This is a genomic window from Ktedonobacter racemifer DSM 44963 (assembly GCF_000178855.1).
Classification (GTDB): domain Bacteria; phylum Chloroflexota; class Ktedonobacteria; order Ktedonobacterales; family Ktedonobacteraceae; genus Ktedonobacter; species Ktedonobacter racemifer.
The window spans coordinates 1,053,674-1,066,192 of sequence record NZ_ADVG01000002.1 but is presented as its reverse complement, the minus strand read 5'-3'; the positions used below and the strand labels follow the sequence as shown (position 1 = coordinate 1,066,192).

Here is a 12,519-nt window from a genome sequence, read left to right as displayed (position 1 = left end):
ATACTATTTTAGATTAGTTTTTGCTATCCTTTTGTTAGGGGGATAGGCGTCAACAAGCCGAGGGTGGGTGATGGGCTGGTAGGAGGGTTTCTCTTTCGCGTTCACATGATTAGAGGTACAAGAGGTACTTGGTATGTTCTATGCTATTGGTAAGCTGGCGACCCGCTATCGCTGGTGGATCGTCGGGGTGTGGCTGCTGGCCGGGCTGCTGGCCTTGCCGTTCGCTCCGCGTGCTAGCTCGGTTCTGCGCTCCGGCGGCTTCTTTGATCCCAATGCGGAGTCGCAAAAGGCAATTGATCTTTTAACAAGTAAGCTGCATCTGAATCTGACGACCGTCCAGGTTATTTATGATAGTAAACAGTATCGCGTCGAAGATCCCATTTTTACGCAGAAAGTTGAGCAATCGCTGGCCCAGGTGCGGAACTGGTCGATGGTGGGGAGCGTGGTCAGTTATACGGATAATCCGCGCCAAATCTCGCAGGATCGTCACGCGGCCTATGTCAATGTGGAACTGAAGACCGATGCCGATACCGCGCCTAAGATTCTGCCGCAATTAGAGCAGCGCCTGCGTCACGTGGATGGCATGACGTATCATGTTGGCGGCGGCGCGGTCTTCTATGAAGATATTCAGCAGGTGAGCGAGAACGATCTGCGGCGCGCCGAGCTACTGGCCTTTCCCTTCGCGACCATTGCCCTGCTGCTCGTCTTCCGTTCCGTGGTGGCGGCGATTCTGCCCGGCCTGGTCGGCGGCTTTGCCGTGGTCGTGACCCTGGCCATGCTCTTTGGCTTGGGGCAGGTGACCGATCTCTCCATCTTTGTACTTAATATTACCACCCTCTTCGGCCTGGGCCTGGGCGTCGACTACTCGCTCTTTATCGTCAGCCGCTTCCGCGAGGAACTGGCGCGTGGGCGAGGTGTGAATGAAGCCACGGTCCTCACGATTGCGACGGCAGGCCGCGCCGTGGCCTTCTCGGGCCTGACGGTCTCCATTGGTCTATTTGGTCTGACCTTCTTCCGCATCAATATGCTGCGCTCGGTGGGCCTGGGCGGCATGCTCGTGGTGCTGCTGGCAGTCGCGGCGGCCCTGACGCTGCTCCCCGCGCTGCTCTCGATCCTTGGCACGCGCATCAATGCCTTCCCGGTACGTGTTCCACGCCTGTGGGGACGCAGGCAGGCGGCGCAGGAGCCTGTGGGCGATCATCATGGCTTCTGGTATCGCCTGTCGCAGTTTGTGATGCGCTACCCGGTGCGTATTTTTGTGAGCGTGCTGTGCCTGCTGGTGGCGTTTGGTCTCCCTTTCCTGGGGGTGCGCTTCTCGGCGCCCGATGCCTCGATCCTGCCTCCTTATGTCCCCTCGCGCGAGGCGTATGATATGTTGCAGCAGCGCTTCAACCTGCGCGAGACGACGCCGATTATCCTGGCGGTGCAGACGAAGGGCGATGTCCTGAGTGACCAGAATATTCGCAACCTCTACGCGTATACCAAGCGCATCGAGGCCGATCCGCGTGTGCAGCGCGTGGATAGCATTGTGAGCGCCGATCCGCGCTTTACCCTGGACCAGTATGAGTTGCTCTATCACAATCCCAAACTGGTGACCGATCCCTACCTGGGCGCGCTTCTCAAGTCGACCGTCTCGGGGAATACGATGCTGGTGCAGGTGGTAAGCAAGTATGAGATGAACGATATACGCTCACAGGAACTGGTGGTCACGATTCGCAATACCAATCCAGGGAATGGCATCCATGTCCTGGTGGATGGCGGCTCTGCGGCGGACTACGACTATGTTACGACACTCTATACCGACTTCCCCAAGGCAGTGTTGATCATCTTTGCCATCACCTACCTGGTGCTCTTCCTGCTCTTCCGCTCGCTGGTGCTGCCGCTCAAGGCTATTCTGATGAATACGCTCTCGATCCTGGCCAGCTATGGCGCGCTGGTGATCATCTTCCAGGATGGCTTTTTGCACCAGTTCTTAAATTTCTCGCCCCTGGGCTTTGTGGAGGCGTCGAGCCCCATTCTGCTCTTCTGTACGCTCTTTGGTCTCTCGATGGACTACGAGGTCTTCCTGCTCTCGCGCATCCAGGAGACCTTCTGGCAGACGGGCGATAATACGCGCTCGGTGGCCCTGGGCTTACAGCGAAGTGGCGGCATCATTACCAGCGCGGCGGTGATCGTGATCGTGGTGAGTGCCTGCTTCGCGACGGCCGATGTGATCCTGGTCAAGGCTCTGGGCGTGGGTATGGCCCTGGCGGTCTTCCTGGACGCGACCTTTGTACGCGGCCTGCTTGTGCCCTCGACCATGCGCCTACTGGGCGATTGGAACTGGTGGCTCCCCTTCAAGGGCGTGCAGCGTAAGCCTCCTACCCTCGACGAATATATGCTCGATGAGGACGCAGCGGCACTCTCGCTCAATGGACATAGCGAGAGTAAGGACGCGCAGGATATCAACGTAGGAGGGAAGCTCTAATGCAGAGGATTACTCAAGGACGCCGTACCTGGAAGCTTGTTGTGCTCTCCGGGCTGTTGGGGCTGATGCTGGCGCTCTCCTCCTGTACCTTTCCCGGCATGGTCTCGACCAATGCCCAGTTGCCAGCCTATGTGCCAGTTGGTGAGCAGAAGCCCCTGCCGCCGGTGCAGTTTCCCCAGGACGAGGGTTCGCATAATAACCTGACTGAGTGGTGGTACTATACCGGCCACTTCAATGGGCAGGATGGTCATCGTTATGGCTTTGAGTTCGTGATCTTCCAGGTCTCGCGCAGCGATCTGCCTCCGCTCTTCGCCTCGCATTTCGCCATTAGCGATATCACGCGGGGCCAGTTCGCCTATGATCAGCGCAATGTCATGCTACCGTTGGACAACTCAAAGCAAGCTGGCATTAATGTGGGGATTGGCGACTGGCGTATCCAGGGCCGCAATGGACACGACCACTTGGAGGCGTCGATGAAGGATTACGCCATCAAGCTTGATCTCAACGGCGTCAAGGCGCCCACCTTGCACGATGGCAAGGGCCTGATCACCTATGGTCTGGCGGGCTACTCGTACTATTATTCGCGTACGCGTATGCAAGTGAGTGGTCAACTGCTCGACCACGGCCAGCCAGTACAGGTGAGTGGCCAGGCCTGGATGGATCATCAGTGGGGCAACTTTCTGACGCTGGGTAGCGGCGGTTGGGATTGGTATAGTATGCAGTTGAGCAATGGCGGGGATATTATGATCTACTTCATCCGCGACGCCACGGGGAAGGTTATCTCAACCTACGCCGGTTATACCGACGACAAGGGGCAGAGCATTGTCATTCCCCAGAGCGCCATACAGAACGAGGTACTGGACCACTGGCTCAGCCCGCACACGGGGATCAACTATCCTTCCGGCTGGCGCGTCTCTATCAATGACCCTCGCCTCAAGGTCAATCTGACGGTCATGCCCCAGCTCAAGGACCAGGAGTTGGTCGTCACCAAATCGACCGGCAACGTCTACTGGGAGGGCGCGGTTGATATCCAGGGCCAGCAGAATGGCCAAACCCTCTCCGGCCAGGGCTACGTCGAACTAACCGGCTATACAAAGTAGGGTCCATGCTGGCATGGACTCCGAGCGAAGTGACCTCCCCACGCCAGGGTGTCGGCCTGCGGGCCGGGCGAGTCCATGCCAGCATGGACCCTACAGTTTGAGGCTTGCTTGCGTCTCTTCCTGTTTTGTGGCAGGAGACAGGTCTGCTTTGAGCATTGGCAGTTCCAGGGAGGCGATTCTTGTCAATCCATCCTTACCGAGGCCGAGATAGTCGTGGGTCAGCCTGTAGCCGCCGCTGGTCTCTGGCTGGAGGGTCAGGATGGCCAGGGTGTCCTGGTAGAGGATGTCGCGCTTGACTGCCCCTGAACTGCCCTCGTCCCGCAGGGGCAGCATATGTGTGCGTAGCCCACCATAGTGCATGCCGCTGATCATTGACTGCCATTCGATCTTGCGCCGGTCCGAGGGCGCAAGTGCGTTCTGCAAGGGCGTACACACAAACTGGTAGAGGCGTGGTGCTGTCGCAGCGGTCGCCTGCGCTGAGACCCCGTATGAGAAATGCACATCTCCTGAAAGCACCAGGGCGGTGCCTGGATGATGTTCAAGGAGTTGGAGCAGGCGTTGCCAGCTGCGGGCGTAGAGCGGCCAGTGATCGAAGCTGGCCTTGCGCGCTACCGCCAGTTGCTGATGTGCGAACCAGTTCCCTATGCGCTTGAGCAAGCCTGGTTGAGCATGCCAGAGACGCAGGCCGGAGAGATATTCAATCATGCCAATGAGCGGAGGAAGGAGCAGGGGAACCGAGGAGACCAGGAGCGTCACTGGCGAGGGATTGCTCGCCAGCCACTGTTGAAGCTCGCCCATCTGTTGCTCGCCCATGATGGCGGTGGGCGCGTAGAGCGCTTCATCAGACGATGTGAGCTGCGCGGTTCGCTCCGTGCGTGTGTTGGTGACAAAGATCGCGGGCTGCGTGGCAACGGTGTAGTGCCAGGGCAGCGTTGTGGCGCCGGTGAGCGTGGTACGTACGCAGGCCCGTAGATCATCGAGGCAATCTCTGCCGCTCTGAAGCGCGGTCTGTGTCACATCCAGGAGCGGGTGTGTCAGCGTGGCGCCGGGCAGCAGATTGCCCCAGCCCTGGTAGAGCCAATAGGCGACCAGCCCATCCACAATCGTCTGCTCTTGCCCCTGGCGTAGGGCCTCTTCCTGCCAGTTAGGCTCCGCGTTCCAGTTATTAGTAATCTCGTGATCATCGAAAAGCATGAATGTTGGCAGCGCCGCCAGGGCCTGGCGTACATCCTCGTGCGAGGACCAGGCATGCTGATAGAGCAGGGCGAACTCATCGAAGCGCGAGGCTCCCTGGGCCAGTTCGGGCTGATGTGCCACCAGGCTGGGTGATGGCTGATCCGCATAGATCTGGTCGCCGATCATCAGTAGCAGGTGGGGCCATTCCTGCTCGCGTTGCTCACTATGTTCTCTTAGCCAGCGCCCAAAGGCGGCGAGTGTATCCTTCTCGGGTTGGTCAAGCTTGCGACAGGAGCCATATGCCACCCGTAGCGGCTGCTTGTTTGCCTCTCCGGGCGCCGCAAAGGTACGAAAGCCCTGCCAGAGAGCGGACTGCGTAGCATCACCGTCATCAGCCTTATCCTCTACATGTAAGGCATAGGTATACCAGGTTGAGGGTTGCAGGCCGCTCAGGCGCGCGGAGAGATAGGCATGTCCGCCCGCCAGGAGTGTGCTAGCGGTGACCTGGACTGTTTCGGCCTCCAGATTGTGTAAGGGGGTAGCGCTAACGGTAACCTTGCAGGGGCGCGCGAACTCCGCCCAGATGACGACCTCGCTCGCCGTTGTGGCGCGTACGATTGGACCAATCAGCGGAAGGGCCATAGAATGTAATCCATCCTCTCGTTGATAGCATATGTTCAAATAGCGCTCGAATGTGCTTCAGCTTATATTACGTCTGACTATGTTATTGGCGCAAGCAGAGTCATACTCTTACATAAGACAGTGGTGAAATATCTTGGGCGTATATGGAGTATTGTGGTGCAATCTGGTATATAACTGGTAGTTTTGGCCCCTTTGGGCCGTTCTTTCTGACAAAGTATTCAGCGACTTCGCGGAAAATCGCGCTAAAGCTGGCTAGAATGAAGACTCTTTCATAAAAAGATCACTGTCAGGGAAGGGAAAAGAAGCTGGTCCTGCTATACTTGGATGAAGGCTGGAATGGCTTTACAAGAGGGATAAACCATGTCTGAGCTTTATGGAAGGGAAGAAGTGAGAGGCGAGAGGGCCGACTCTCTCTTATCGAAAAAGCGCGATAGTATGGTATACTTTGAGACGATGTTCTAGAGCTAATTTGTATTTCATTTTCCATATGTACTAACAATGTAAAACAGATATTACATCCTTTTGTACGGAAAGCTTGTAATATCCCGCACTTGTAGTATAAGATTTGCATAAGAGGATTGACGAGCGAACAGGCGAAGCAAGCAGACCTTGTAGGTTGGTAGGCGAGGACGGGGGGGAGACAAGCCCTCTTGTTCCTAAGAATAGATTGTGTGGAGTCACCAGGATAGCTATGGATGTGAGAACAAATACATCAGCGGTCGAAGAATCGGCGATCATTGAGCGTGTTGTGCGTATCGTGATGAGCGTACGGGACGCGAAACCCAACTATGCTCTGCTGGCGGCAGAGCTAGAGCCGGCTATTCCCTTTGATGTGTTTGGCGTAGTGCTATTGCGGCATGATCGCGAAGCAGTGCGTGTAGCGGTGTGTCGGCGTGAAGAGGGCGAATGGCGCGTTTTTCCTCATCAGCACCCGGTAAAGGACTCCATGTTAGAGCGCGTGCTGGCCTCGCCCATGCTCATGGTAAACGACTATCCTGAAGGGCAGGAGGGGCCACCGGGAGAAACGGGCGACGCGCTCAGCGGGCACCCTCAACTGCGCTCAACCGTGATCGCTCCACTGGTTCTGGAGGATCAGCGTGTCCTGGGGACGCTCGAACTGGGCAGCTCGATCCCCAATACCTATGTCGATGAAACCCTGCAACGCCTGATTGGTGCCGTGGCACGCGTGCTGGCGGCGGCAATTGAGCGGGCGCAACTGGGTGGGAGCGCGGCCATCTTTGATCGTCAACGCCAGGCGCTTAAAGACGTGACCCGTGCTCTGACGCTGCGTATCGACCTGCCAACGATCCTGAACCAGATTGTCGAAGGCATTGCCAAAGCCTTAAATGTCTCGTCTGCCATCATTATGCTGGAGCAGCGCGACGCAACGCTCCGCCTGGAGGCGCAGGTGGGACTTGATGCTACCCAGTTTGAGGAGAATGTGCGGCAGAAAAAGCTAAGCGATGCCTGTATTCTCAGTCAGACCCTCCGCCAGCGGACCCCTCATGTCTCGGATGATATTTCGCGTGACGAGCGCTTCCCCGCCAGCCGTTTCTTCGCCGAAGAACTCGGCATGCATTCTATTTTATGTTATCCCCTCATCACAGGCACAACGGTGCTTGGCGCGCTCTTGCTCTGCTCGCCTGAAGCTGGCGGTTTTACCCCGCTCAAGGTTGAAATCCTCTCGCTCTTCGCCAATCAGGCGACCTTCGCAATCCATAATGGAATGATGCTCGAATCGGCTCATCAACGCAGGCGCTTCCGGCAGGCGCTTGAGCAGTTTGAGCTTGCTTATCGCCAGCGCCAGCAGGATGCATATACCAGTAATGGGCATGGAGAGGTCCAAGGCGCTGAGGAGATGGCCCTCTTTGAGCGCCTGCGCGAGGAGACCGAGCGCTCCTATGGGGTAAGCCTGGACAGCGTGCTACGCTTTGTGGGCGAGTTTCTGTTGACCAATAGCGAACTGAATTTGCAGGCCATGATTCATACCGAGCAGGGCCTGGGCATGGAGAATAGAGCGCTTTCTGAAGCCGTGACAGCATCTGAGACATCAATAACTCTCGATGAAGAGATGCATTCGGCGGAGCGGCTCAAATTCTCCGTCGAGCGCGAGGGGCAGGGGGAGGAGTCGGACGCCATGCAGTGGCTCACCCAGGCGGCCGAGGATGCCCTGCGCGGCACGGGGATGCTCGGCGAGCTAAGCCCCCTTATAGTGCGTGAGAACGGCAAGGACGATGCCTGGCTGGCGGTGGACCTGGATGGCCATTGTATTTTTATGAATCCTGCCGCGCAGGCCTTGTGCGATATGCAATTATCAGGAAGCATGACCGCGCTCAATGCCGTCTATAACGCCTATAACTCCTACGAGCAGCGGCTCTGGCTCTCGCGTCGCCAGCAACCGGAGGTCACCACGCTGGAGAGCGCCTTCGCCAAGCTCATGCCTCGCATGCGCAACGTGGACGAGGTGCGCCACTACCTGCATGACTTTACCCAGGGCACGAGTGAGACCCAGGAACTGCGCTGTATCCTGGCTGCCCGTCCGCTGCCCCAGGAGAGTGGCGAGAACCGGGGGCGGGCCAGGCGCGAGCTGGAGGGTAACTCCAACGATCACCACTATCACCTGACGCGCCACGAACTGCGTAATCGCGATGGTCACTTGATTGCCTATGTCTTGCAGGTGAGGGATGTGACGGAGCAGGCTCGTGATGAGCATAACCGCTCGGCCCTGCTCTCCTCGGTCTCACATGACCTGCGCACGCCGCTCACAACGATCAAAGCGGCGGTGACTGGCCTGCTCCAGGAGGATCTAGAGTGGGACGAAACAGATCGGCGTATCTTGCTGCAAGATATCGAGAACGAAACGGACCACCTGACTGTCCAGGTCAACGCCCTGGTCGAGCTTTCACGCATCGAAATGGGTGCCCTGGTCTTACAGCGAGCCTGGTGCGATGTCGTTGAAGTCATTTATGGGGCCTTAAACAAGCTGACACGGATTGTGGAGGCGCACCAGGTCAATGTAGTGATACCTGAAGGCATGCTTATGGCCTACATTGATCATGTGCAACTGGAACGAGTATTTTATAATCTTATAGAGAACGCCGCGCGTCATAGTCCCAGGCAAAGCGTCATTACCGTGCAGGCAGACAGTGCCGGGGATTTTTTGCGCGGCGCGGTCATCGGCTACAGCAAGAGTGGTATTCCTGAAGAAGAGAGCGAACGTGTCTTCACAGCCTTTTATAGCTCGCGCACTTACGGCAATGGTTTAAGCCTCGCGATTTGTAAAGGGATTGTGGAGGCACACCAGGGGAAGATCTGGGTCGAAACTGTCAAGGAAGAGCCTTCAGGTGAGCAGGGGAGGCTTCCTGAAGGTGGGGCACACGAAGGCACCGGCCTGAGTTTCGTTTTCACCTTGCCCCTACATCCATAGCCGGAGCAGGAACACGTGACAGCCGTTTGTAGGGGCCAAGCTTGCTTGGACTCCGAGCGAAGCGACTTGTCCTGGCTGCAAGGAAGCGGCCTGCGGGCCAAAGAGTCCATGCCAGCATGGACCCCACAAGCTATTTAGGAAGCAAACCACTAAAAAGTATCTCAGGGAGAGGCAACATGAGAGCGAAAGGGAAGCGCATACTCGTTGTAGATGACGAAGAGCCTATACAAAGGGTGCTTCGGAAGAACTTGCTGGCCGGTGGGTATGACGTATTCGTGGCTGGAGACGGGCGAGAGGCGCTTGAGATGGTCAAACTGCACCAGCCAGACCTTATTCTTCTCGACTTGTGTATGCCTGGCGAGTTAGATGGTCTGGATGTGTGTGTCGAGGTCCGTCATCGCGGGCAGAAGCCGCCCATTATTGTCCTCTCCGCGATGAGCGAAGAGCGGCAAAAGGTGCGGGCGCTCGACCTGGGAGCCGATGATTACCTGACCAAGCCCTTTGGTAGCGAAGAGTTAATGGCGCGTGTACGAGCCTGCCTGCGCCGCTCGCAATCGAATGAAGGCGAGGAGATACAGCAGGTGCCTGAGTTGCTCATCAGCGAGGATGGCTATCTCTACATGGACCTGGCGCGGCGCCTGGTGAAGGCTGGCAACAACGAAGTCCGTCTGACTCCGACCGAGTTTGAACTCTTGAAACAATTAATGCTCTGTGCGGGTAAGGTCTTGACGCATCGCGCGCTCCTGCGCGCAGTCTGGGGACCTGAATATGGCGAAGAAGCCGATTACCTGCGCGTCTATGTACGGCAGTTGCGCTTAAAAGTAGAGGCGAAGCCCTCTCATCCGCGCTACATTATTACCGAACCTGGGATTGGCTATGTCTTTCGGGGGCAGGTCGAGGTCCGCAACGCCTGAGCGGTTAAAATCCTTAATGCAATCTTAACGATTTCGGCCCACAAACCTGTAGCAAGCTGAGCGCGTTTAGTATACACTGTAGGGTATTGAGAACGATATAAAGGGGAGAGTTGGCCGAAAGCGGATAATGTGCTACAGTGCCTTGACCAACGCACAGGGAGCGTACCTCGATCAACAAGGATATATGTAAGGCCAGGCTTTCGGCTTGAAGGCGTACCGGGGATGCAGGGGAAGGTGGGAGTAATGAGGCTCCAGACCTGGCGCATTATATAAAAAGGCAAAGAGGTAAAAAGGCAAAAAGACGCTAATAATCTATTATTGAATGCTATTGCAAAACGCAACAATTACAGACGCAACTGCTTGTAAGGATCAAGAATGGGGCCTCACAAGCTAGTCGGCAAAGGAAACTAGGGACACATGGAGCAGCAAGACCGCATCATGGACGGAGACCTGCAAACGCTAGGACTCCAATCCATACTCAAAATGCTTGCGCTGAGTGAAAAGACGGGCAAGTTATTCGTATCATCTGGCTCGGATACGCTCTCGATCAGCCTGCGAAAGGGAAAGATCGTCGGGCTACACGAGGAAGGGGTACCACAACCAGATCTACTAGGCATGCTTTGCCTGATCAATAAACTTGATCCTCCTCGCGCCCAGGCAGTACATGAGATAGCTCGTGGCAATGTGCAAATGTCATTGCAACTGCTCGTCGAGCGTGGATGGATGCCCGCCGGCGAGATGCAGCGTCGACTGGAATTCGCCGTGACGCAGTCGATTAGCCACGCGATGCGCTGGGTCAATGGGCGCTTCTCGTTTCATCGTCAACTCCTGCCAATGGATACAGCCATGCAGCCGCTGGATGTCGATTCCGTCTTACTGGAGGCATTGCGCCAGGCCGATGAGTGGGAGACGATTGTCTCTGAGGGTGTGACTCAACTTACCCGTACCACGGTTGCTCGCTGGTCGCCCGAGGTCAAGCGTGACCTGCGCAGCCTGGGCCTGGGCCAGGAGTCGATTGAGATTCTCTGTCTCTGCAATGGCGAAATCCCTTTACAGGCCATCGCTTTTGTCGAGATGATGCCGGAGGCCAGGGTGGCGCAGAGCATGATGCAGCTCCTGGAACTGCATCTGATCGAAGTCGTCGACACAGCCCTGGAAAACGACCTCCAACGCGACCTCTCGAATATCATTATTCGCTGCCAGACGACGCTCCAGCGTTACCGCGAGGTAACGAACGTCGAACAACTCCTGCTAAGCCTCATTAAAGCGCTCTGTGACTGCGTGAACGAATTATTTGTGCATCATGGCAGCTTCGCGCGTAGCCTGCGTGGGCGAGGACAGTTGCAACAGATCGAGATCATGCGCTTTATTGAGCGCCGCTTTGTGCCACTGCTCCATGATCTGGCCAGGCACCAGTTCCCCATCCTTGAAACCGCGACCTTCGTCAGTGGACAACTTGATTGTAGTGATATACTTACCCTCAATAAAGTCGTCAAGGGCGAGCAACTGGAAGAGTTTTATGGCGAGGCGGTCCTGGGCCTCTCAGCCTTCCTGCGCATGGTCTTTGATGCGCTGGTCAAAGATGAGGTAGGCAACTCCCATATGGGACGGCAGATCGCCATGGCCTGGCGTGTCCTTCTCTCCGAGATCGACGCCGAAATCCAAAAGTACCAGTTCTATCGCGCGCAAAAGAATGTTCAACGGACCAGGGGCCAGCAGGTACAGCAGATGCAGCCGGGTGCTCCGTTTGGTATTATTCAGGATAACCGTGTGGCGCAGAACGAGGGAGAGTTCTGGTCACCAGAAACGCAAAGGAGGACCATTTGATGGCAGCGGATCAACCTACAGTACTGGTGGTGGATGACAGTCCAACCGTGCGCAAGATTGTGCAGATGACATTGCAGAGGGAGAACATTCGCGTAATTACCGCGAGTGATGGCCTGAGTGCTCTGACCTCGGTTGCAGACGAGATGCCAGCTGTAATTCTGCTCGATATCCAGCTTCCTCGTATGGATGGGTACCATATTTGCCAGATTATACGTAAAAGCTTGCAGTTTCGCCAAATTCCAATTATCATGCTCAGTGGGAAAGACGGTTTGTTCGACAAAATGCGAGGCCGCCTGGCAGGTTCGACTGAATACCTGACCAAGCCTTTCGACTCCGCCGAACTGGTGCAGACAGTTAAAAAGCACCTGGTGAACTGGGAGGAACGTATGCCAGCCCGCCAGGAGCAGATGCGCCCACGCACGAGATACCGTCGAGGCTGATAATACCAGTAGATATCTGTGTTTAGTTTTACCGACCTTTGCTCATCTTGAACTCATCAGGTAAAGGCAAACACGGTATTATAGCCTTAAACTCCCATCACACTGGTATGGTATGTTTAGGAAAGGTTATAATAGGATGCCTGGGCAGAAAGTACTCGTTGTGGATGATAGTTGGACAGAGTTGACGATGATTGTGGCACCATTGCGCAATAGCGGCTTTGAAGTAGTGACGGCAGTAGATGGTGAAGAGGCCTTCGAGAAGGTATTCAAAGAGCGTCCGCAATGCATCGTTCTGGATGTAGTGCTTCCAAAGCAGAATGGGTTCCAGGTTTGCCGAAAACTCAAAAGTATGGAGGTAAGCCGACACATTCCGATCATCCTGCTAACGAGCAAGAATACGCCATTAGATCGGTCGTGGGGCTTGCGACAAGGTGCAGACATGTACCTCACGAAACCATTCAAAGAAGAAGAGCTGGTTGCGAGTGTGCGCCGTCTCGTCTAGAGGCGGGTGCATTGAGAAGAGCAA

7 protein-coding genes and 1 pseudogene are annotated in these 12,519 nt (G+C 56.0%); 7 read left to right on the top strand and 1 reads right to left on the bottom strand.

The features are described 5' to 3' along the window. The first annotated feature begins 133 nt into the window (after positions 1-133). Positions 134-2,467 carry an MMPL family transporter gene (locus tag KRAC_RS20875; RefSeq protein ID WP_007910459.1) on the top strand — a complete coding sequence of 778 codons (2,334 nt, stop codon included), beginning with the start codon at positions 134-136 and terminating at the stop codon, positions 2,465-2,467. Next, positions 2,467-3,567, top strand: a complete 1,101-nt coding sequence (locus KRAC_RS20870) for a lipocalin-like domain-containing protein (RefSeq protein ID WP_007910458.1) — start codon at positions 2,467-2,469, stop codon at positions 3,565-3,567. The genes KRAC_RS20875 and KRAC_RS20870 overlap by 1 nt, the downstream gene beginning before the upstream one ends. Positions 3,568-3,657: 90 nt before the next feature. Here the strand turns inward: KRAC_RS20870 and KRAC_RS20865 are convergent, their stop codons facing one another. Further along, on the bottom strand, positions 3,658-5,385 hold the full coding sequence (locus KRAC_RS20865; RefSeq protein WP_007910457.1) for an alkaline phosphatase D family protein: 1,728 nt from the start codon (positions 5,383-5,385) through the stop codon (positions 3,658-3,660). A 697-nt stretch (positions 5,386-6,082) separates the two neighbouring features. Here KRAC_RS20865 and KRAC_RS62110 point away from each other — a divergent pair. The 5 genes and pseudogenes from KRAC_RS62110 to KRAC_RS20840 all read left to right on the top strand — a co-directional run bounded on the left by KRAC_RS62110 (position 6,083) and on the right by KRAC_RS20840 (position 12,495). Beyond that, positions 6,083-8,812, top strand: coding sequence for a sensor histidine kinase (locus tag KRAC_RS62110; protein ID WP_169460923.1), 2,730 nt, complete (start codon positions 6,083-6,085; stop codon positions 8,810-8,812). Between the two features lie 176 nt (positions 8,813-8,988). Beyond that, positions 8,989-9,726: a response regulator transcription factor gene (locus tag KRAC_RS20855; RefSeq protein ID WP_007910455.1), complete on the top strand. Its 738-nt coding sequence runs from the start codon at positions 8,989-8,991 to the stop codon at positions 9,724-9,726. 417 nt (positions 9,727-10,143) lie between these two features. Next, on the top strand, positions 10,144-11,553 hold the full coding sequence (locus tag KRAC_RS20850; RefSeq protein WP_007910453.1) for a DUF4388 domain-containing protein: 1,410 nt from the start codon (positions 10,144-10,146) through the stop codon (positions 11,551-11,553). Further along, a pseudogene (locus KRAC_RS20845) lies at positions 11,553-11,921 on the top strand (response regulator); the annotation flags it as partial. The gene KRAC_RS20850 and the pseudogene KRAC_RS20845, both read left to right, overlap by 1 nt. Positions 11,922-12,129: 208 nt before the next feature. Further along, complete coding sequence (locus KRAC_RS20840) at positions 12,130-12,495, top strand: response regulator transcription factor (RefSeq protein ID WP_007910451.1); 366 nt, start codon at positions 12,130-12,132, stop codon at positions 12,493-12,495. Positions 12,496-12,519: the final 24 nt, after the last annotated feature.

Excerpts from the sequence above, each read along its gene's own strand:
- KRAC_RS20875 (WP_007910459.1), top strand. The coding sequence starts at position 134 with ATGTTCTATGCTATTGGTAAGCTGGCGACCCGCTATCGCTGGTGGATC.
- KRAC_RS20870 (WP_007910458.1), top strand. The coding sequence starts at position 2,467 with ATGCAGAGGATTACTCAAGGACGCCGTACCTGGAAGCTTGTTGTGCTC.
- KRAC_RS20865 (WP_007910457.1), bottom strand. The coding sequence starts at position 5,385 with ATGGCCCTTCCGCTGATTGGTCCAATCGTACGCGCCACAACGGCGAGC.
- KRAC_RS20855 (WP_007910455.1), top strand. The coding sequence starts at position 8,989 with ATGAGAGCGAAAGGGAAGCGCATACTCGTTGTAGATGACGAAGAGCCT.
- KRAC_RS20850 (WP_007910453.1), top strand. The coding sequence starts at position 10,144 with ATGGAGCAGCAAGACCGCATCATGGACGGAGACCTGCAAACGCTAGGA.
- KRAC_RS20840 (WP_007910451.1), top strand. The coding sequence starts at position 12,130 with ATGCCTGGGCAGAAAGTACTCGTTGTGGATGATAGTTGGACAGAGTTG.